Here is a 22366-nt window from a genome sequence, read left to right on the forward strand (position 1 = left end):
CCGTAAAACCTCACCTTTCGGCTGATCCGCCGAGACTCACACGCCGGACGCGACCATTGCGCCGCGCTCGGCCGCCCCAATCTCGCCGTGCGGCACGAACACATAGCCGCGTCCCCACACCGTCTGAACGTAACGTGGCTCGGAAGGGTCGATCTCGATCAGACGTCGCAGCCGCCAGATCGAAACGTCGAGGCTGCGCCCTTGATGCAGCACGCTATTGCCGCGTAATTGCTCGTTGAGTTGCACACGCGTGAGCACGGTCATTGCGTGATTGACGAAGATTTTCAGCAACGCGAACTCGGAACTGCGCAGCGCGAAGTGCTCGTTATCGCGGCGCAATTCGCGCGCTGAGAAGTTCAGCTCGCAACGCCCGAAGCGATACGGCGGCCGCGTTTCCGGCGCGCCTGGCGCAAGCGCACCGCGCCGGCGCAGCAACACGCGAATGCGGGCGAGCAGTTCGGCTGGATCGGCGGGCTTGCTCATGAAATCGTCGGCGCCGAGCTCGAGACCAATCACACGATCGATCGCCTTGTTGCTCGCCGACAGCAAAATCACCGGTACGTCATTGCCGCTCATGCGCAAGTCGCGCAATATCGCAAGGCCGTCGCCGTGTGGCGCTGAGATGTCGAGCACCAGCAACGCCGGCCGTTCCGTCTCGACCACGTGCTTCAGTCCGGCGCAATGCGGACGTGCGGATACACCGCAGCCCTGCCCGCGTAAAGATTCGCCCACAACGGCCGTTAAGCCGGCGTCGGCGCCCACAAAGAGAATGTGCTGACTCATCCAACTGATTCCAGGAGACGATCGGTTTTCAGAGACAGGCGATGGCTTGCGGGAATAGCTAATCCGCTGACCGCTTGTCGTCCGCGTCGCCATCTTCCCTGTATGCAGGTGTTCTCAAAACGGGGAACAGCCCCCAAGGTTGGCAATTTCTTCCCAACTCTTTCAACACAGAACGTGATATGGGACGGCTCGTGACGTCACGGCGCGTTGCGCGGATCAGCTCCCGAAAAGTCTCACCTTTGGCACGGAGCGATTGGGGTTCGGCGCGAAGTGCCCGTCGGGCTGTTCCCGAAAAAGCTCACCTCAAGAGTGTGGGGGCAGGCCGCAAAGGCATGCTGGGCGGGGCACCAGTGTCCGGAAACAGGCTACTCCCGCAAACCCTCACCTTTGGAGCGGGTCAAGTAATCTGCATACCCAGGTAAGAGGCGGTGCGAGCGCCGGTAAGCGATGTGCTTTCGGGATTGCCCAACTCGGCGCAAAGACAATGGTGCCGAACAACGGCACCATCCGTTGAGCGGCATCAGCCTGCAGCGCGTGAATCGATCTTGCCGCTCACCGCTTTCAATCCAAAGCTCGCGACCAGCGAAAGCGCCGCGCACGCCGCCATGAAATACGCAGGCGCGGCGACATTACCCGTCGACGAAATCAGCCACGTGGCGATCAACGGCGCTGTGCCGCTAAATACGGTGAAGCTGACATTGAACGTCAACGCGACGCCACTGAAACGCACACGCGTCGGAAACATGTCGGCGATGATGCAGGCGAACGTGCCGTTGGCGAGGCACGCGGCCACACCGGCCAGTGCGAGCAGCAGCACGACATCGGTCGTATGGCGGCTTGCGGCCAGGTAGAACGGATAGCTCAGCACCATCAGGAGCAGCGAGCCGAAGCGCAACACAAAGCGCCTCGGCAGTTTGTCGCCGAGCCAGCCGGACAGCAGAATGCCCACCGACACCACCGCGAGACCGACGTTCTGCCCGATCGCCACGCGGCGCGGGTCGTAGTGCAGCACACGGTCGAGATAAGCCGGCATGTGCGCGAACAGCAAGCCGTTGAATGCCGCGACTACCGCTGTCGTGCCGATGCCGAGCAACACGGGACGCCAGTGCTCGCGCAACAGTTCTGCCAGCGGATGCTTCGCGGCGAGATGCTTCATCTCTGCGAAAGCAGGCGTTTCTTCGAGCTTGCGGCGCAGCCAGAAACTCAACAGGCCGATTGCACCGCCGAACAGAAACGCAATGCGCCAGCCGTACGCCGCGACATCGTCGCCGCTCAGAACGCTGTGCACCGAGAGATTGACGGCCGCTGCTAGCAGCACACCGGAGTTCACGCAGAAGAACACGATGCCGCACACGAGCCCCGCGCGCCGCGGCACCGATTCGACCACGTAGGTAATCGAGCCGGGCAACTCCCCGCCAAGACAGAAGCCTTGCATGAGACGCAGCAGGATCATCAGCAGCGTGGCGCTGATGCCCCACGTCGCGTAAGTCGGCACGATACCCATCCCGATCGTACACATCGAGACGACGATCACCGACACGATGAACACGCGCCTACGTCCGTACCTGTCGCCGAAATAGCTGAGCACGATGCCGCCAACCGGACGCGCGAGATAGCCGACCGCGAACACGGCAAACGACAACATCAAGCCGACAATCGGATCGCGCATCGGAAAAAACGCCCGGCCAATAAACTGCGCGAAGATGCCGTAGACGACGAAATCGTAAAACTCGAGCGCGCCGCCAAGACTCGCGAGAATGATCATGCGCCACTGCGAGCGCGTGAGCCGCGCCGGAGCTTCTTGCGCGAGGCTGGCGGATTCAAGACTGGACATGGTGGTCTCCTGCTTAATGCTCGTTGTTGATTTCCGGCTGATGCGCCATGCGCTGATCGAGCAGGACCTGGACGATCTGCGAGATGTCTTCATCGCCGAGTCCCTGTTCGACAGCTTCGCGCAAAAGTTTGCGCACCTCGCCGACGGCGCGCAGCGGTGCGTTAGCCTCGCGCGCCAATTCCGCCACCGCGTCGAGGTCCTTCAGCATCGTCCGGATCGTGCCCGATGGACTGGCCGGCGGCGTCAGCATTCGCGGCATCAAGGTTTGCAGCAGCACCGAATCGGCCCAGCCGCCTCGCAAGGCGGCCGGTATCGCTGCGGCCTCGATGCCTGCGCGCTGCGCCAGCACGCAGGCCTCTGCGATACCCGCGATGGTCGTCACGACAATCGCCTGATTCGCGAGCTTGGTCGCCTGTCCCGCGCCAGTGGCGCCCATGCGGGTGACACGCGCAGCATAGGCGCGCAGCAGCGGTTCGACTGCAGCGATGTCGTTCGCGTGACCGCCGCACATGATCGCAAGCGTGCCCGTCACGGCGCCTGCCGTGCCGCCGGACACGGGTGCATCGATCCACGCGCCGCCGGTCAGTTCATGCCAACGCCGGGCGAGGCGCTGGGTTTCAGCGGGGGCAATCGTCGAATGGTCGACCAGAAAGCGCGGAGCGGTGGCCGCATGCGCAAGCCCCCGTTCACCGAAAACGACTTCTTCGACGGCGTGGCCATCGCCGAGACACAGCATCACGACATCGCTCGTCTCGGCCAGTTGCCTGGGCGAATCGCTGACAACACCGCCCTCTGCTGCCAGCGCCGCCAGTTTCGCCGACGATCGATTCCACACCCGCAGCGCATGCCCAGCCGCGAGCAAGCGCCAGGCCATCGGCTCGCCCATCTTGCCGATGCCGCAAAAACCGACGCGCGGCGCATCCGGCACGATGGCGGCGCTCATGCCTCATCCTCGCCGATCGACGCCTCATACGGCCACTCCACGGCGCCCGAGTGCGTCACCGCGCCGAGATTCGCCGGCCGCACCAGCGCTTCGTATTTCTCCAGTACGCCACCCAGGCGACCTCTCGTGAACGGCACAAGCTCCTTGCTGCGCCGCGCGAGTTCCGCGTCGCTCAATTCGACGTCGAGCGTGCCTTTGTGTGCGTCGATGTGAATCCGGTCACCGTCTCTGAGCAAACGAATCGGGCCACCCGCTGCCGCTTCCGGTCCGACGTAGCCGATGCACATACCGCGCGTCGCGCCGGAGAAGCGTCCGTCCGTCAGTAACGCGACTTTTTCTCCCATGCCCTGGCCGTAGATCGCCGCCGTCACGCTGAGCATTTCGCGCATGCCGGGGCCGCCTTTCGGTCCTTCGTTGCGGATCACGAGCACGTCGCCTTCCTGATAGGTGCGCTTCGACACGACCGACATGCACGCCTCTTCAGTTTCGAACACGCGCGCAGTGCCGCTGAAAACCAGCGATTTCAGGCCCGCGGTTTTCAGACACGCGCCGTCCGGTGCGAGATTGCCGCGCAACACCACCAACCCGGCGTTCTCGCTCAACGGTTCGTTATGCGGACGGACGACGCGGCCATCCGGACCCGCGAACGCCTTCAACGCGGTTTCGAGCGTTTCGCCGGTTTGCGTCAACGTATCGCCATGCAGGAAGCCGCCCGCGAGCAGCGCATTCAGTACCGCGGGCACGCCGCCAACGTGATACAGATCCAATGCGAGATACTTGCCGCCCGGCTGCAGATCGCCGATCAACGGTGTGCGGGCCAGCACCTCCGATACATCGTCCAACGTAAAGCGGATGCCCGCCTCGTGCGCGATCGCGGGAATGTGCAGCGCCGCGTTGGTCGAGCCGCCGGTGGCAGCCACTGCGGCGCACGCATTTTCCAGGCTCTTGCGCGTGACCAGATCACGCGGCAACGGTCCACCGTTTTTCAGCGTGTTCATGACCGTTTCGCCCGCACGGCGTGCGATTGCAATGCGCTCGCTGTATACCGCGGGCACCATTGCCGAGCCGAGCGGCGCGAGACCGAGCGTTTCGGCGACCATCGCCATCGTGTTCGCGGTGAATTGTCCGGGGCAAGATCCCGCACCCGGCGTGCAACGCTTCTCGATACCGCGCAAGGTTTCGAGCGACATGTCGCCGCGTTGCGCCGCCCCCACCGCTTCGATCGCGGTGAGGATGGTGGCTTGCGTGCCGTCCGGCGCGATGCCCGGCAACATCGCGCCACCGAACAGAAACACGCCCGGCACGTTCACCCGCACCATGCCCATCAGAATGCCGGGCAGCGTTTTGTCGCAACCGGCCACGCCGACGAACGCGTCATAGCAATGCGCGCGCACGAACACTTCGACGCTGTCCGCGATGATCTCGCGCGACACGAGACTGAAACGCATGCCCGAATGATTCATCGAGGTGCCGTCCGACACCGAGATCGCCGAGCCGCGAATCGGCACACCGCCGCCCGCCGCGACGCCGAGACGCACGTTGTCGGAAACGGCGGCAAGCGACATCGAGCATGGCGTGTTTTCGCCGAACGTATCGACAATCGCAACGAAGGGCTTGTCGATCGCCGCGTCGTCCATGCCGGTCGCCCGCAGGAATGCGCGATGCGGCGTGCGCGTGATGCCTTCGGTGACGGTGCGCGAGCGGTGTTTGTGAAGATTGCTCATGGTTTTTTCCTGTACATGTCCGTGTGCGGTGCGTTCAGCCGTTCAGCCGTTCAGCCGTTCAGCCGTTCAGCAGCATGCCGTTCTCGGCGGCGATCACCTGGCCGGTCATCGAAGGCGCATGCGCAACAATGAACCACGCAAGGTCGGCGATCTCGCCGGGCTGCGACACACGCTTGAGCGGCGCGACATTCGTCATGCTGTCGACGATCTTCGCGTACGCCTCCTCGCCCAGCACGCGACGCGGCAAGCCGTCGTCCACCATGCCGGGCGCCAGCGCGTTCACGCGGATATGCGGCGCGAGACTGCGGGCAAGCGAGAAGGTCAGCGTATTGACCGCGCCCTTCGAAGCGGCATAGGCAATGGAAGAGCCCGTGCCGTTCAACGCGGCCAGCGACGAGATATTGATCACCGCCGTGCTATGCGAAGCGGTCGACGAATCGCGCAACACGGGCACGGCGGCGCGCGTCATCTGAAACATGCCGATCAGGTTCACGCGATACACGCGCTCGAACTCCATGTCGTCGACAGCGGCCAGATCGCCGTGCGGGATGAAGCGCGTCGTGCCGGCGCAGTTGATCAGCGCGTCGATGCGCTGCCACTTCGAGGCCACCGCGTTGACCGCTTTCACGCACGCGGCGTCGGAACCGACATCGACGTCGAATACCATCGTCTCGGCGCCGAGTTGTTTGCATTGCGCTTCGACGGCCAACGCCGCTTCGCGCGTGCTGTCGTCGAAGTTACCGATCGCCACCGCCCAACCGGCGCCGGCAAAGCGCAACGCCGTGGCCGCGCCAATGCCGGTAGCCGCGCCGGTGACCATACAGACCTGCTGCGTCATTCCTCTCTCCTCATGATGCTTTGCGTGCGGCCGGCATCGCCAGCACGATCACGGCGGCCAGCACCAGCGCGCAGGCAAGCACGATCATGCCGGGCAGCAAGGTGCCGGTCGTGTCCTTCAGAAAACCGATTACGTACGGGCTCACGAAGCCCGCCAGATTGCCGGTGCAATTAATCACCGCGATGGCCGCCGCCGCGCCCACGCCCCCCATCAGCGCGGTCGGAATGCCCCAGAACACCGGTGCAATCGAATTGATGCCGATCGCCGCGACCACCAGCGCCGCCATCGAGAGCCACACGTGTTGGCCGAGCAGCACCGAAGCCAGCATGCCGGCGGCACCCAGCACCGCGCACACGGCCACGTGCTTGCGCCGCTCGTCGTGCTTGTCGGCGTGACGCGCGATCAGGATCATCGCGACCGCGCTGATCAGCGACGGCACCGCCGACAGCAAACCGATATTCGCCACGCTCACCACACCGCTCGCGCGGATCATGGTCGGCAGCCAGAAGACGAGTCCGTAGTTGCCCATGGCGATGCAGAAGTACAGCAGCCCAAGCAGCCACACTTTCGGATTGGTGAACGCGCCGCGCACCGTTTGATGGGCACGTGTTTGCGCATCGGCTTCGAGGTCGCGCGCAAGCAGCGCCTTTTCCTCCTTGTTCAGCCAGCTCACCGATTCGATACGGTCGTGCAGGACGAAAAATGCAGCGATGCCGACCACCAGCGAAGCGATCCCCTCGATCAGGAACAGCCACTTCCAGCCGGCGAGCCCCTGCACGCCGGCCAGTTGCTGCATGATCCAGCCCGACACCGGACCGCCGATCGCACCCGACACCGGAATCGCCGCCATGAACAGCGCGATGATCTGCGAGCGCCGGGTCGACGGAAACCACGTCGACAGATACAGCACGATGCCGGGGAAAAAGCCCGCTTCGGCGACGCCAAGCAGAAAGCGCAATACGTAGAACGAGGTCGCGCCGCTCGCGAACATCGTCAGACACGAGACGATCGACCACGTGACCATGATCCGCGCGATCCAGACACGTGCGCCGACGCGATGCAGGATGAGGTTGCTCGGCACCTCGAAGATGAAATAGCCGAGAAAGAAGATACCGGCGCCCGCGCCGTACACGGTCTCGCTCAACGAGAGATCGGTGAGCATCTGCAACTTGGCGAAGCTCACGTTCACACGATCGATATACGCGACGATGAACGCGAGAAACAGAAACGGCACGATGCGCCAGGCGAGCTTGCGATACAGCGCCATGCGTTCCGCGGATTCCGTGGGTTCCGCGGGTTTATTAGGCACAGCGGGCCGCTCAACGCCGCCGTATAGAGGGGTGCTCATGCTTGTCTCCTTCCGCGCGCTTGAATGCGCGCTGTGGTCGCGGCGCTGCGGCGCATGAAGCGACTCCGGTTATACCCGGAGTCATGCGATCAAGGCCAGGCTGCTATGCTCGACCCACCCGCTTCACGCTCTACCGTCCTGCCGATATTGGAGATTAGCCGGGTTGATCGCCAAACCGCAAATCACTGTTTTGGCAAAAGTCATTACCATTCAGTTATATCTACCCGGTAAACACAGATGGCAACCACCGAAAACGACGCAATCGACCGCTTCTTCCGCAGCGGCCTGAAGCTGCCGCATCTGCGCATACTCGCGAGTCTCGCGGAGCTCGGTCAGGTGACGCGGGTTGCGGCCGCCTTCCACGTCACACAGCCGGCCATTTCGAAACAGATTGGTGAAATCGAGGAAGCGCTCGGCGTACCGGTCGCCCGACGAGTCGGCAACGCGGTCGAGTTGACCAGCATCGGCAAGGTGATGGCCGCACGTGGCCGGGAAGTCCTGCGACACATCGAACTGGCGCGCCGCGACGTCAGCGCGCTGACCACCGGTACGGCGGGTCACGTGCGCTTCGGCGCAGTCGTGACGATTCCGCAGCCGCTGATCGCGCATGCGGTCGAACTGTTCATGCGGCGCGCGCCGTCGGCAACGCTCTCGTTCGTGGAAGCGACACTCGACAAGCTGATCAAGATGCTCGACGAAGGCGAGCTCGATCTCGCCTTAGGCCGTAACCGGCTCGCCGGCAATCAGGGCATGCTGCGCCAGCAGACGTTGCATCGCGAGCCGTTCGTGTTCGTCGTGGGCGCGAGCCATCCGCTCGGCAAGGTGGATATGCCGGTGAGCTGGAACGATCTGCGCTCGGCGCGCTGGATTACGCCGCTGCGGGGTTCACCCGCTTTCGCGACACTGGCCGAGACGCTCGCCGGACAAGGCATCCCGCTCGATCGCGGCGCGGTCGAATCGAGTTCGCTGACATTGAATCTGTCGTTGCTGATTGGGGGAGACTTCGTGTCGATCCTGCCGCTCTCGATCGCGCGGCATCACGTAAGCCGTGGACGCATGCGCGTACTGCCGCTCGCGCCGCTCGAACCGTTGGGTGAAGTGGTGCTGGTGTGGCGCGCGGATACGTCCGCGCCGGCGGCGGATCTGTTCAGCGAGTGCTTGCGGGAGTCGTCGTCGGAATTGATGGATGGTGAGGCGGAATGACGCCGGTGGGCTCACGTGTCGCCGATTGCCTGCGGCTCCCGAATATTCTCACCTTTGCGCTTCCTGCAGAGATTCAGAGAACCGGCCGCCGTCAAGGCGGCCGGTCCGTTCAGCTACGCAATCAGAACTTGTGGCGAATACCCACGATCGCCACTTCCTGACTGTTGGTCCCTGAATTCACGCCGTAATCGCCAATCGACGCCTGGGCGCTCACCACTTTGCCGCTCGCGTTCAGCGTGTTGCCGCTCGCCTTCTGGTAGCCGGCCAGTGCGTATAGTTCGGTGCGCTTCGACAGCGCGTAGTCCGCACCGAGGTTGACCTGGTTGTAATGCGCCGAACTCGGGCCCGTCAACGACGTGTAGTTATAGCCCACGCCCGTGCGCAAAGCCGGCGTGATCTGATAGTTGAAGAACACCGAGCCGTTGTTAAACTTGGCAGTGTTGCGGAACGCGGAGAACGCGTCGCTCGCGTACTGCGTGTTCGAGTAAGCGGCACCGAACGTTGCCGCGCCGATCACATACTGTCCGCCGACACGCACGATCTGAATCGACTTCGCGCTCGCAAAGCCCGCGTTGATGACGGTGTTAAACAGCGAATCGGAACTGCTGGTCCACGTCCGCACATTCGCTGTCGTGGTGTTGCCGCCATTGGCGTAGAAGTAGCCTGCGCCGAGCGACAACGGCCCGTTCGCATAAGCCGCGCCGAAGCTATACGTCTGGCCGCTGCCGGTCGCACCTGCCACACCGCCCACGCCATACAGCGCCTCGACCTGGAAGCCGGCAAACAGCGGGCTCACATACTTGACCGAGTTGCTCACACGCAGACTGTTGTCGTAGTTGTCCAGGTCACCAGGCGTGCCGAATACACCGCCGAAGTAGTTGTCTTCCGTGAGGCCTTGAACCAGGTCCACGACCGGATCGTATTGACGTCCCGCCGTGACCGTACCCCACGTACCGCTCGACAACCCGACCACCGCCTTGCGGCCGAATTCGCGGCCGCCCTGGCCAAGCGCGCCCGTACCAACGTTGAAGCCGTTCTCGAGTTGGAACACGGCGGCGAGACCGCCGCCCAGGTCTTCGGTGCCCTTGAGGCCCCAGCGGCTGCCGGATAGATTGCCGCTGCTGAACTTCACGAGCGACGACTGATTCTGGCCGTTCGTGCCTTGTGCGTTATGCACATAAGCGATACCGGCATCGACGATGCCATACAGCGTGACGCTGCTTTGCGCCTGAGCGCCGGCAGCAAACAGAAGACCAGCAGGCAATGCGAGGAGAGAAAGACGTTTCATTTTTTGAGTTCCCGTATCAATGTTCTATTTGTTTAAATCTGGCGAAACGATACGAGAGGAATTTGCGTCGGCAAACGAACTAATTCTTCGATGGATATAAAAGCGACAGTCGCGCGATCGCTTCTAAGGCCGCGTATTGGCGCGATATCACGCCGGAACGGCGGACAATTCGGAAGGCGCGTATTTCGAGGTCGCGAGGACCTCGGCGGGAACGGGTACATGTGCGCGCCGCACCAGCGCGCCGCTGCGGAACATCAGCAGATCGCCTGGTTGGCAGGCGGTCCATACTTCATCGGTAAGCGGTGTGGTGGCGATCACCGCGGTGCGATCGGCCAGCGTGCCACGCTCGGCGAAATCCACCGTCAGATCGCCGTCGACGAGACGTGCGCTCGAAAATGGCCAGTGACGTATCACATACGACAGACGCGTCGAGCAATACGCGAATTGCGCCGTGCCGTTCGAAAGCACGAAGTTGAAAATGCCATACGGGTTCAGTGTGTACGTTGCCTGCTCGATAATGTCGAACACGGCGTCGATGTCGTCCGCGCCCGCATCCGTATCCGCATGCGTGGCGAAATGCGCGGAAAGGCGATTCATGATGAAGCAGAACGCCGCCTCGCTATCGGTCGTGCCGACCGGTGCATACGGACCTTGCTCCGGTTCACCGAGCGGTTGCAGGTCACCGTTATGCGCGAACACCCATTGCCGGCCACGCAAGGTACGCATGAACGGGTGGCAGTTTTCCACTCGCGCGCCGCCTTGAGTCGCCTTGCGAATATGCGCGACGACATTGCGCGACTTGATCGGATAGCTCTTCAGAAACTCCGCTACCGGCGACTGACACGCCGGCTTTTCGTCGACGAACACGCGGCACGCGCGATCTTCGTAGAACGCCACGCCCCAGCCGTCAACGTGATGGTCGGTGAGGCCGCCGCGTGCGGCAAAGCCTGTCAGCGAGAAACTGACGTCGGTGGGTTCGGCGCAGCTGAGGGCGAGCAATTGGCACATATCCGCGGCCGCCCTATGCCCATTGCGCCGGAACATGTGTGAACGTGACGGCATCCGCGGTTGCGGCGCCGGTGTTTTTTGAGGTTTTCGCGGCCATCCCGTGTCATCCCAGTCGTTCACATTCACTGGGAGACTAGCGTGTTTCAACCGCCGCCGTTATAGCGAATCATGCTTTGCAAATCACCGGCGCGCGGGCTCCCGAAAACCCTCACCTTTGACCGGCCCGGCCCGCCGCGCGTGCTGCGTCTAGCTCGCCAGCTTGCGGAACGTTTCCAGCACTGCGTCGCCCTTGAACGGCTTGACGATCCAGCCTTTCACGCCTGCCGCCTTGCCGCGCTCCTTCATCGCCGGGCTGCTCTCGGTCGTCAGCATGATGACGTTGACGGTCGTGTTCGCGAGTTCGCCGCGAATCTTCTCGACCATCGTCAGACCGTCCATATTCGGCATGTTGACGTCGCTGATTACCAGCTTGATGCCGGGGCTGGCCTTCAGTTTGGCGAGGCCGTCCTTGCCGTCCACCGCCGTGTCGACGTCCAGACCGTTCTTCTTGAGAAAGCCGGCCACTTCGTCGCGCACCGTGCTCGAATCATCCACCACCAGAATTTTCGACATGTTTTTTCCTATGACAACATTCAGAACAGATCCAGTTCGCCCGCTTCGACCATTGCGCCGACGTCGTCCGTGACTTCCTTGAAGTCCTCCGGCGACCAGCTCAGGCTGAACACAAAACGTTGATGCAACTTGACCGACCGGCCCGACTGCGGGTCCGTCAGCGAGTACACGAAACACAGCTGCGGATTGCCGCTGCCGAACGAGATGTACTTATGCTTGTGGTTCACCAGCAGCGGCACCTGCACCTGGCTGCGCCGCCAGGCGTCCGCATCGCCGACATAACGGTTCTTGAACGAACCCCAGATCAGATTCGTCACTTCGCCGAGCACGCTGTTCAGATCGCGGAAGTTTGCTTCGCCGTCTTCTGCGTTGTCGCTCATCCGATAGCGGTCGAGCAATTCGAGAATCGGCGTCTCCTCCGCCTGCATCATCATGTAGCCGCGGCACCACGCGCTTTCCAGCGGGATCAGGCTGAACACCTCGCCGAAGATGATCCGGTCGCGCACGATATACGGCGTGTCGCACGTGATGGCCATGTCCTTGAACACGTCGCCGAGAATCGCCTGCGTCATGTCGGCGATGCCGCGCACTAGCGCATTCGGGTAATCCAGGCTGAAGAGGTATTCGTCGATCACCTTGCGCAACGGCGCCATATCGTGCGCGACATAAGCGGCGCAGACCACGCGGCGCAAGCTCTCCGGCAAACCTTCTACGCCCGGATCGTCATCCCGCCGCATGATGATCGGCAACTCGGGGCGCAGCGCGTTGATCCTGATCGCGATTTCGGCGCTCGCTTCGGCCGAGCCGCCGTAACCTTCACCGAACAGAACCGCACCCAGATCGATGTTCGAGCGCAGCACCGACTGCAAGCGGCTCTTGCCGACTTTCACGCCGACCAGATTGTTCTCGTCGCAGAAGCGTTTCAACGCTTCTTTATGCAGCGGGTTGTCGTCCAGCACCAACACCTTGCAGACCGGTTTGTTCATGTTCATTTCGCGTTCCTGATCACAGCAAATGTCGGCGTCATGGTCAAAGCTCAAAACAGCTCCAGCTCGCCGCTGGTTTCTTCGATTGCGGCCATATCCGCCACGAAGTCGATCGGTGCATGCGCGCACACGCATACCGTGGCGGCAAGCTGCACGGAACCGTTAAGCGTGATCGAATACGACGACAGAAAACCCGGCTTCAGTTCGGACAGATGCCCCAGACAGCGCGCACTCAATACATAAGGCGTCGACATGCCGAGGTCCGGAAAATAGTGCAGCAACTCCTGATTCATCGCGCCGCAGCACAGATTGCAGATTTCCAGAAAAGCTTCCTGAAACGGCCGCTCATCGCCCTCATTCAGGTAGTAGTCGCGGGTGCTGTCGTTTTCGTCGAAGTGCAGGATCAGCAGCAGTCTGAACACGATCGACGAGATGGTCAGTACGACCACCTGAGTGTCCTTCGTCGCACCGGTACCGGCCTCCGCGAGCGACACGATCTCGCACGTATCGCCGGCGTCCTGCGGCAAACGCGCCTGCGCCGCCTTGCGAAAAATGCGGTCGAAGCTGTCCTTCGCGTTGCTCGTGATCACATCGACACCTGGTGCAGCTTCGCGTGGAACTGATTGGCGAGCGACTCGACGCTGGAGAGCGACGCCGCGATCATCTTGCCGCCCGCCTGAATGTCCTGGAACGTGGAGGTCGTGGTCAGGTCGTTGCGATGCAAGCTGTCGCGATAACTCTTCGACAACTCCTCGGAACGTGCCGCGAGCGCCCGCACTTCGCTGGCCACCACCGCGAAACCGCGTCCGGCCGGACCCGCGCGCGCGGCTTCAATCGACGCGTTCAGCGAAACGATCACCACATGCCGGACAATCGACGACAGCTCCTGATTCTTCGCGTGCATGTCGTGGTTCTGCGTCATCAGCGAAATCATCTGCTCGTGCCAGCGCTCGAATGTTGCGCCGAGGCTCTTCAGACGCGCGGCCTCGCCGACGATCTGTTGCGCCTGCTGCGCCCACTGGTCCTTGTCGTCGGTCGCTGCTTTCAGCGTTGCACGCAGTTCTTCGATGCTGGCCGACTGCTGCATCAACTCGTCGCGCAACTGCGCGGCCAATGCTTCCATCTCCTGCGCGGCCTGTTCGTGTTCGCGGATCGCTTCACCGTGGTCCGCGTATTCCGCCGACAACGCTTTGATCCGGGCGTCCGCTTCGGCACGCAGGCGTGCCGTCAGCCTCGTGTTTTGCAACTTGTGCACGACAAACGCCAGCAGCGCGGTCACCGCGCTGCCTGCCATTGCCGCCAATACATACTGTTGAATCACAACCTATCCTTCCGAAGTCCGTCGCGAAGCGCGTCAATCAGCGTTCGACCAACGTTCAATCCGCCATCGCATCAAGTTGCAGTTCGCCGGCATCGCCACGCGCTTCGACACCGAGCATGTCGACGGCGACGCTATCCGGCAGGCAGACGATCGTCTGGAACTGACGGAACGAGGCGCCCTTGCGATCGTCGGTAAAGCGCAGTTCGATGTGGCCGTTTTCGCGCTTGAGGAAGTCGCGCACGGCGTCCATGCCGACGCCGCGGCCCGACACTTCCGTGACCGTCGCCGCGGTCGAGAAACCCGGCCGGAAAATGAATTCGGCGATGGCTTCGTCGCTCAGTTGTTCGTCGCTGCCGATCCAGCCACGCTCGACGGCAATGCCGCGGATCCGTTCGAGCGCGAGGCCGCGACCGTCGTCGCTGAGCGTGATCTGCAGTGCCCGCTTGTCCACGCCCACTTCGATATCGATCGTGCCGGCCGGCGTCTTGCCGTGCGCGCTGCGCGCCTCGGCCGTTTCGATGCCGTGATCCATCGAATTGCGCAGCAGATGCATGAACACGTTGTTCAGCGTGCCGCCTGCCTGGCCGCGCAGACGATAGCCGTTGTCGTCGATACGCACGGTCGGCGCCGGCTTGCCCAGTTCCTGCGCGAGCGAAGGCAGCGAATCCAGCACGCCGGACAGCGCGTCGCGCACGCTTTCGCTGCCGAAAGCGCGCAAGGTTCGGCGCATCGCATCGCGCATCGACTGCAATTCGTGGAGTTCGCCGGCGTTCGTCTTGTCCAGCAGGCTCAGCGTCTGCTGAATCTGGTCCTTCTCGACCATCACGTAGCGGTTAGCATTGCCGGCGCTATTCGCTCCGGCCTTGCCCTTGCGGCCAAGACTATGTTCGTTGATCTTCGCGTAGCTCTCGATCGCCTCGCGCACGCGCGTCAGTTCCTGCATCAGATGTTCCTGATCCCACGAACGGTCCGCATCCGGTTGGCGCAACTCGTGGTAGCTCTGCTCGGTTTCATGGACGACATTGGTCAGATGCGCCAGGTTATAGGTGCGCGCATTGCCCTTGATGGTGTGCATGTTGCGGAACAGTTCGGCGATCGCCGCATGGTCCGCTTCCGAATGCTTGCGGATGATGCGCTCGTTCTCGCTGACAAAGCCCGCGGAGCTTTCAATGAAGTGATGGAACTTCTCTTCGCTCACCGCGAGAATCTCGCCGATCATGTCGAGACGGCGGCGCTGTTCGCTGGCTTCCGCCGCGAGCTTGCGCAGTTCGGTAACGTCGCGCACGCACAGCATCAACCGCACAATGACGTCGTTTTCGTCGGTGATCGCCGACCAGCTGAGGTCGAGAATCTTCACGCGGCCATCGGCCATGCGCTTCGAAATTTCGCCGACCAGCAAATGCTGGTTGAACGCGAAGTTGATGCAGTCTTCACCGAGGCACGCGTGCGCCGCCGCATCGACTTGCGAGAGCACGTCCGAGCCAAGATCGGTATCCGAGAACACCAGATCCATCAGACCGCGGCCGGCGATATCTTTCGTTTCGAAGATGTCTTCCAGATATGCCGAGTACTCCGAGTGGATCACGGCGCCGTCGACCACCGTCAAGATACCTTGCTGCATGTTCTGCAACATCGCCTGAATGTCGGCGGTCTTCTGCTTGAGTTGCGCCGAGCTTTCCTGAATCTTCTCGATCATGCCGTTGAAGGCGACGATCGAATGGCCGATTTCGTCCAGCCGGCCCACCGGCACGCGGCGCGTGAAATCCTGGCTCGACGCGATTTCGCTCATCATGGCTTGCATGCGGCTGAGCGGGCGAGTGATCTGACGGTAAAGCAGCGAGCCGATCGAAGTCAGCAGAATGATCGCGATGCCGGTAACAACGGCGATGGCCGTCGTGATGGTGGCGAGTGTGGCGTTCAGCGTGGTGATCGCCTCGTCTTTCTGGCGGTTCTTCTCGACGCGGAGGGTTTCGACAATGCCTTCGAGTTCGTCGCGATACTGTGCCACGTTGGCGAACAGATACGCTTGCGCGAGTTCGTTCTTGCCGTCGGCCTTCATTTTCGCCGTCTCGGCGATGGCGGAGAAGTAGTTCTCGAGGCTGTCGTTGGCCTGGGAAACGAGACCTTGCTGCGCGTGACTCGCGGCGTCTTTAGCCTGCAGCGCGAGGGCCTGCTGCAACGAAGCCTTTTTCTTCTTCAGTTCGTCCTGGGCCTGGGCGACCATATTGGCGTCCGGCGCGTAAACGAGGGTCATGGTGGCGAGTTGCACGTCCTTGACCTGCGAGACGAGGTCGGCCGAAGCGAGCGCGCTAGGGACAACGCCCTCGGTCACTTTGCGAACTTCGGCTGCGCTGCCGCGCGTTTGATAGACGGCGTAGCCGCCGATCGCCAGCAAAGCGACGAACATCAAGACAACCAATAGCGTAATGCGATGACGGATAGTCATGTGAAACCCCCGCGGGTGGCCTTTTGCGTCGGCCCTCGATCGGGGCAGCGCGTTTTTTGCAAAGTGTTGGATATCGCCTGCAGCCTGGTCGTGCTTGCAGCTTTGCTGAGTATTGCTGAGTCATATTACTAAGCGATGACTACACAATTTGAATCGCGCGAAAAGACGTTAAATATATTGCTAAAGTTTTTGGTTTTAACGCCGTTAATTAATGCCCATTAATTTTGTGTGCTGTCGCCATACCAACGCACTGCGCGTCCAGACGGAACGCTGCCCGATTGCGGGCGCACGGCGTGGACTGATTCGCGGACGATGAATGCTCGGCGTGTCAGCCGAGCGGCGGCAGATGCTTCGACGCCTCACGCAAGGTGAGCGGCGACAGAATGTCTCGTGATCCGGATAGAAAGCGGCTCACCGCCTGAGGCGCGTGCCATGCGTAGTCGCGCAATGCCCAGCCGATCGCTTTGCGAATGAAGAAGTCGCTTTCCCCGGCAAGCGAACACGCATAACCGAACAAACGCGTTTCGTCGGTCTGATCGCGCCAGCCGAGCTGGTGAATCATCGCGATGCGCCGAACCCATAGCGATTCATGCTGAAGCGCCGCATCCATCGAAGCCTGCGCTTGCGGCGTCTGTGCTCGCGCGGCTTTCAATACATCGCCTACCACGCCGGCCAGCGGATCGATCGAATCCCACCAGGCGTTGCGCTGGGCCAGCACGAGCAGATGCGCGATGTCCGCAACCGCCAGCACCTTCCATTTGCGTGCTAACAGGTCTGTGGCCACGTAGTGATATTCGCGCTGCTTCATGGACCAAAGGACGTTGGCACACGCAAACAGGTGCTCGGCATTTTCCACCGGCAAGCGCTTGAACACCGGCAATACCGCTTGCCGCCGCAACGGTGTCGGCACACCGATGAAGTCGAAGTTGTCCCGCATGTAGGCGCGCATTGCGACCGCGCGCTCTGCTTCGGCATGCGGAGCGAGCGCGGCCTTGATTTCGTTGCGGAAAGCGGTGGGTGTCATTGCGTGATGTTCGCTCGATTGAGACCGCGCGCATCCGGTGGATGCCGGCCGGGTCTTCCATCACGTTAACAATCGCCGATTTGATCGTGCGAGGCAAGTGCTCCCAAAGGGTTTGTTATTCGGTTCGTTATTCGGCTTGTTATTCGGTTCGTCATGCGATAAAGCGCTCGTGTGTGAACACCTTATCGAACGCTCCCGAATATCCTCACCTTTGAACCTGAAGTGCGCAGACAGGTAGCACTATTTTCACCACACCGGCTCCCGAATCTTCTCACCTATCGGTTTTCAGCTTCCCTCCCAACCGCCACCCAACACCTTGTACAAGGTCACGAGATTGGACTGCCGCGACAGACTATCTGTCGTGAGTTGCTGCTGCGCGGTGTAGAGCGTGCGCTGCGCGTCGAGGAACGTGAGGAAGCTGTCCGTGCCCGCCTTGTAGCGCGCCTGAGCAAGCGTGTAATACCGCTGCGACGACGCCACATAGTCGCGATCCGCCGCCACCTGATCGACGTAAGTCGCACGCGCCGTCAGCGCATTCGCGACCTCCTTGAAGGCGGTCTGGATCGTGCTCTCGTAATCGGCCACCTCGATCTGCTTTTCGATTTTGGCGACGTCGAGCGACGCCTTGTTGCTGCCGTAATCGAAGATCGGCATCGACACAGTTGGTGCAAACGCCCAGGCACCCGTACCCGCCTTGAACAAACTCGACAATGTCGAACTCGATGTGCCGGCTGAAGCCGTCAGCTCGATCTTCGGGAAGAATGCAGCGCGCGCGGCGCCGATGTTCGCGTTCGCCGCCTTCAGCGCATGTTCCGCCTGCACGATGTCGGGACGGCGGGTGAGCAGCAGTGACGGCACGCCCGCACCGATGTCGGCCAGCGTCGATTCGTCGTCGAATTCGCGGGCGGGTGGAAGGTCGTCCGGAATTGGTGCGCCCAGCACGGCGACCAGGTTGTTGCGGTCCTGCGCCACGGCGCGCCGGTAAGACGCGAGACTTGCCTTCGCGCTCGCCAGCGTGTTTAACGCCTGCTGCACGTCGAGCATCGACGAATTACCCAACGCCTGAATGCGCTTTGTCACGTCGTACGTCGACTGATCCGCCTTGACCGTGTCTTCGGTTATTTGCAGGAGACGTTCGTCGGACAGCAAGGTCAGGTAGTCGGTCGCCACCGTCGCGATCAGGCTGATCTGCGTGCTCTGCCGCGAGGCGTCCGTCGCGAGATAGTTTTCCAGCGCCTGGCGCTTGAGGCTGCGCAAGCGTCCGAAGAAGTCGATCTCCCATGAAGTCGTGCCGACGCTCACGCCGGTGGAGCTGCTCGTCACGCCCGTAACACGCTCGCGGGTCAGACTGCCGCTCGCGCTGATCGACGGTGCGAGTGCGGCACGCGTAACGCGGTATTGCGCCTCGTATTCGGCCACGTTCAATGCGGCTACACGCAGGTCGCGGTTGTTGGCGAGCGCGATTTCGATCAGCCGTTGCAGGCGCTCGTCGCGAAAGAAGCTGCGCCAGGCCATATCGGCGCCGAGCGGCGGTGAGGTCGTCGTCGTGCCGGCCGTGGCCGAAGTCGTTCCCGAGGCCGTTCCCGAAGTCGAAGCCGTTGCCGCTGTCGCTCCCGAAGTCGAAGCCGTTGCCGTTGCCGAAGCCGCGGCGGCCGCTGCAGCCTCGCTCGTGCTTTCGTACGCATCGCCTTTTGGATAAGCCACCGCAACCGGGGCCGCGGGCCGTTCGTAGTGCGGGTCCAGCGTGCAGCCCGTCAGCACGGCAACGGCAAACGCCACCATGCATGCGCCCAATTTGAGTCTCATCATTCAACACCTTCCTGTTGCTTGACATCGCCGTGCTCACCGAACAGACGGCGCACGACAACAAAGAACACCGGCACGAAAAAGATGGCTAGCAGCGTCGCGGCGATCATGCCGCCCATCACGCCAGTGCCGATCGCATGCCGGCTCGCCGAGCCCGCGCCTGTGCTGATGACAAGCGGCAGTACGCCGAACACAAAGGCAAGCGACGTCATCAGAATCGGCCGCAGACGCAGCCGCGCGGCTTCCAGCGTGGCGTCGATCAAGCTGCGGCCCTGCGCCTGCAAGTCCTTGGCGAACTCGACGATCAGGATCGCGTTCTTGGTGGACAGTCCGATGGTCGCGAGCAGGCCCACCTTGAAGTAGATGTCGTCGGACAGCCCGCGGATATGCGCACCCAGCACCGCGCCGAGCACGCCGAGCGGCACGACCAGAATCACCGCGATCGGAATGGACCAGCTTTCGTACAGCCCCGCCAGACAGAGGAACACCACCACCACCGAAATCGCGTACAGGTAGATCGCCTGCGATCCGGCAATGCGCTCCTGGTACGATTGCCCGGTCCAGTCGATGCCGAAGCCGGCAGGCAGCTTCTTCACGAGCGCGTCGACGGCAGCCATTGCCTGACCCGTGCTGGCGTTCGCGCCGGTTTGCGCGGTAATTTCCATCGCCAGCGTGCGGTTGAAGCGCTCGATCTGCGGCGGCCCAAAGGTCCATTTACCGGTGGCGAACGCGGAGAACGGAACCATCTGGCCGTCGTAGCCGGTCGTAGTGCTGGTGCTCGTGCTGGTAGTTGAACTGCTGCTCGACGTGCTCGTGCTGCTCGTCGTACTGGACTTCACGTACCACCGTCCAATGTCCGACGGCATCATCCGGTAAGGCGCATCGGCCTGCACATAGACCTTCTGAATGCGTCCCGTGTCGACGTAGTTGTTCACGTAGCTCGAGCCGAACGCGGTCTGCAAGGTGTCGTTCACGTCGGCGATTGACAGTCCGAGCGCACTCGCCTTTTCGCGATCGATATCGACATGGAACTGCGGCGTATCGTCGAGGCCGCCGGGACGCATGCCGGACAGCGCGCTATCCTGCGCGGCGAGCGCCATCAATTGCTGGCGCGCGGCCATCAGCTTGTCATGACCCTGGCCCGCACGGTCTTCCAGTTCGAAGTCGAGGCCGCTCTGCGTGCCGAGTTCCTGAATGGCCGGTGGATTGAGCGCGAAAATCTGCGCGTCGTGCATGGCGGCGAAGTGCATGTTGGCGCGCTGGATGATCGCCGCCGCCGAGCCCTCGCTGCCGCGACGCGTGCTCCAGTCCTTGAGCTTGACGAAGGCGAGGCCGTTGTTCTGCCCCGAGCCGTTGAAGCTGAAGCCCGTCAACGCGATGATCTTGTCCACCTGCGGCTGACCGAGGTAGTACGCCTCGACCTTTTTCACGACTTCCAGCGTCTGCGCGGCGGGCGTGCCGACGGGTGCGGAAATCGACGTGATGATGATCCCCTGATCCTCGTCCGGCAGGTAGGACGACGGCAGCTTCATGAAGAGCAGCGCCACGACGCCCGCAATCAGCACGTAGATCACCATATAGCGCATCGGCTTGCGGATCACGCGCGCGACCGTCGAATCGTAGCGATCGGTGCCACGCGTGAGCACGCGATTGAACCAGCCGAGAATGCCACGCTTCGTGTGGTGCTCGACGTCCGCGCGCCTGAGCAGGGTCGCGCACAACGCCGGCGTCAGCGTCAATGCGAGGAACACGGAAAGCAGCATGGCCGCGACGATCGTGATCGAGAACTGCCGGTAGATCGCGCCCGTGGAGCCCGAGAAAAACGCCATCGGAATGAACACGGCAATCAGCACAGTCGTAATGCCGACCAGCGCGCCGGTGATCTGCTTCATCGCCTTGCGCGTGGCTTCGACGGGCGACAGCCCCTCTTCCGCGATCAGCCGCTCGACGTTCTCCACCACCACGATCGCGTCGTCCACCAGCAACCCGATGGCGAGCACGAGCCCGAACATCGAGAGCACATTGATCGAAAAGCCCACCACCGACATCACCGCAAACGTGCCGAGCAAGGCGACCGGCACGACGATGGTCGGGATCAGTGTCGCGCGCAGGTTTTGCAGGAACACGTACATCACGACGAAGACCAGCATCACCGCTTCGATCAGCGTCTTCACCACTTCTTCGATCGAGATGCGCACGAACGGCGTGGTGTCGTACGGATAGTCGACCACCACGTTGTGCGGCAATTGTCCGCTCAGTTCATCGAGCTTGGCGCGGACCGCTTTGGCTACACTCATCGCGTTTGCGCCGCTCGCCAGTTTGACCGCGAGCGAGGCCGCCGGCTTGCCGTTCAGACGCGAGTCCGTGCTGTAATCGTCGCCGCCTACCTCGACGCGTGCAACGTCCTTGAGCATGACCTTCGAGCCGTCGCTATTCACGCGCAGCAGGATCGCGCCGAACTGCGCGGGCGTGGTGAGCAGGCTCGACGCCGAAATGGTCGCGTTGAGCGCCTGCGTCTTCGTGGAGGGCGAGCCGCCGATCTGGCCGACCGAAAGTTGCACGTTCTGATTCGTGATCGCCGTGGTGACGTCGCTGGTCGTCAAACCAACCGCCTGCAGCTTCACCGGATCAAGCCAGATGCGCATGGCGTGCTGCGCGCCGAACAGCGTCACGTCGCCGACACCGTCGATCTGCGTGAGCGGGTCCTCGATCTGCGTCGCGATGATATTGCCCAGATCGATGGAATTCATGCTCCCGTCAGTCGACGACAGCGACACGATCATCAGAAACGCATTGGCTGCTTTCGCGACCTGCACGCCCTGGTCCTGAACGGTTTGCGGCAGCGACGAACTGGCCTGCTCCACTTTGTTCTGCACCTGCACCTGGGCGATGTCGGCATTGGTGCCCTGCTGGAACGTCAGCGTGATACGCGCCTCACCGGCCGAGCTGCTGGTGGACGACATATAGAGCAGATGGTCGATGCCGCTCAGTTTCTGCTCGATCACCTGCGTGACGGTGGTCGCCACGGTTTCGGCCGAGGCGCCCGGATAGGTTGCCGTGATCTGCACGGAAACCGGCGCCACACTCGGATACTGTTCGACCGGAAGCGTCCCGATGGAGGCACCGCCGATCATCATGATGACGATAGCGATGACCCACGCGAGGATCGGTCGGTTGATAAAGAAACCTGCCATGAATGTCT

At 62.1% G+C, this 22366-nt stretch carries 17 protein-coding genes; 1 reads left to right on the top strand and 16 read right to left on the bottom strand.

Annotation, left to right across the window (positions count from 1 at the left end):
* Positions 1-36: 36 nt before the first annotated feature.
* From ACOSV0_RS36730 to ACOSV0_RS36755, 6 genes are all read right to left on the bottom strand, one after another.
* Complete coding sequence (locus ACOSV0_RS36730; RefSeq protein ID WP_434112977.1) at positions 37-783, bottom strand: winged helix-turn-helix domain-containing protein; 747 nt, start codon at positions 781-783, stop codon at positions 37-39.
* Between the two features lie 520 nt (positions 784-1303).
* Positions 1304-2617, bottom strand: coding sequence for an MFS transporter (locus tag ACOSV0_RS36735; protein WP_434112979.1), 1314 nt, complete (start codon positions 2615-2617; stop codon positions 1304-1306).
* Positions 2618-2630: 13 nt separating this feature from the next.
* Positions 2631-3560: an NAD(P)-dependent oxidoreductase gene (locus ACOSV0_RS36740; RefSeq protein WP_434112982.1), complete on the bottom strand. Its 930-nt coding sequence runs from the start codon at positions 3558-3560 to the stop codon at positions 2631-2633.
* Positions 3557-5284: a dihydroxy-acid dehydratase gene (ilvD, locus tag ACOSV0_RS36745; protein ID WP_434112985.1), complete on the bottom strand. Its 1728-nt coding sequence runs from the start codon at positions 5282-5284 to the stop codon at positions 3557-3559. Before ilvD ends, ACOSV0_RS36740 begins: the two co-directional genes overlap by 4 nt.
* Before the next feature lie 58 nt (positions 5285-5342).
* Entirely contained in the window at positions 5343-6122 is a 780-nt protein-coding gene (locus ACOSV0_RS36750; protein ID WP_434112987.1) for an SDR family NAD(P)-dependent oxidoreductase, read from the bottom strand.
* A gap of 10 nt (positions 6123-6132) precedes the next feature.
* Positions 6133-7470, bottom strand: coding sequence for an MFS transporter (locus ACOSV0_RS36755; RefSeq protein ID WP_434112989.1), 1338 nt, complete (start codon positions 7468-7470; stop codon positions 6133-6135).
* A 237-nt stretch (positions 7471-7707) separates the two neighbouring features.
* On the opposite strand from ACOSV0_RS36755, the gene ACOSV0_RS36760 reads away from it, so the two are divergent.
* Positions 7708-8673 (top strand): LysR family transcriptional regulator, encoded by a 966-nt coding sequence (locus tag ACOSV0_RS36760; RefSeq protein ID WP_434112991.1) that lies wholly within the window; start codon positions 7708-7710, stop codon positions 8671-8673.
* A gap of 121 nt (positions 8674-8794) precedes the next feature.
* Here the strand turns inward: ACOSV0_RS36760 and ACOSV0_RS36765 are convergent, their stop codons facing one another.
* The 10 genes from ACOSV0_RS36765 to ACOSV0_RS36810 all read right to left on the bottom strand — a co-directional run bounded on the left by ACOSV0_RS36765 (position 8795) and on the right by ACOSV0_RS36810 (position 22358).
* On the bottom strand, positions 8795-9961 hold the full coding sequence (locus ACOSV0_RS36765) for a porin (protein WP_434112993.1): 1167 nt from the start codon (positions 9959-9961) through the stop codon (positions 8795-8797).
* 147 nt (positions 9962-10108) lie between these two features.
* A complete protein-coding gene (locus tag ACOSV0_RS36770) occupies positions 10109-10969 on the bottom strand; it encodes a class II glutamine amidotransferase (protein WP_434116031.1) in 861 nt (286 codons plus the stop codon).
* A gap of 246 nt (positions 10970-11215) precedes the next feature.
* A complete protein-coding gene (locus ACOSV0_RS36775; protein ID WP_028196001.1) occupies positions 11216-11581 on the bottom strand; it encodes a response regulator in 366 nt (121 codons plus the stop codon).
* Positions 11582-11601: 20 nt separating this feature from the next.
* Positions 11602-12573: a chemotaxis protein CheX gene (locus ACOSV0_RS36780; RefSeq protein WP_434112995.1), complete on the bottom strand. Its 972-nt coding sequence runs from the start codon at positions 12571-12573 to the stop codon at positions 11602-11604.
* Positions 12574-12617: 44 nt separating this feature from the next.
* Complete coding sequence (locus tag ACOSV0_RS36785; protein ID WP_434112997.1) at positions 12618-13157, bottom strand: hypothetical protein; 540 nt, start codon at positions 13155-13157, stop codon at positions 12618-12620.
* Positions 13154-13888 (bottom strand): methyl-accepting chemotaxis protein, encoded by a 735-nt coding sequence (locus tag ACOSV0_RS36790; RefSeq protein ID WP_434112998.1) that lies wholly within the window; start codon positions 13886-13888, stop codon positions 13154-13156. Before ACOSV0_RS36790 ends, ACOSV0_RS36785 begins: the two co-directional genes overlap by 4 nt.
* A gap of 55 nt (positions 13889-13943) precedes the next feature.
* A complete protein-coding gene (locus ACOSV0_RS36795; protein ID WP_434113000.1) occupies positions 13944-16334 on the bottom strand; it encodes a HAMP domain-containing protein in 2391 nt (796 codons plus the stop codon).
* Between the two features lie 328 nt (positions 16335-16662).
* A complete protein-coding gene (locus tag ACOSV0_RS36800) occupies positions 16663-17358 on the bottom strand; it encodes a DNA alkylation repair protein (protein WP_434113001.1) in 696 nt (231 codons plus the stop codon).
* Positions 17359-17643: 285 nt separating this feature from the next.
* On the bottom strand, positions 17644-19167 hold the full coding sequence (locus tag ACOSV0_RS36805) for an efflux transporter outer membrane subunit (RefSeq protein WP_434113003.1): 1524 nt from the start codon (positions 19165-19167) through the stop codon (positions 17644-17646).
* Entirely contained in the window at positions 19164-22358 is a 3195-nt protein-coding gene (locus ACOSV0_RS36810; RefSeq protein ID WP_434113005.1) for an efflux RND transporter permease subunit, read from the bottom strand. Before ACOSV0_RS36810 ends, ACOSV0_RS36805 begins: the two co-directional genes overlap by 4 nt.
* Between the last annotated feature and the right edge of the window lie 8 nt (positions 22359-22366).

Origin of the sequence: Paraburkholderia caffeinilytica (genome assembly GCF_051027425.1) — a bacterium.
Lineage (GTDB): Bacteria > Pseudomonadota > Gammaproteobacteria > Burkholderiales > Burkholderiaceae > Paraburkholderia > Paraburkholderia caffeinilytica_A.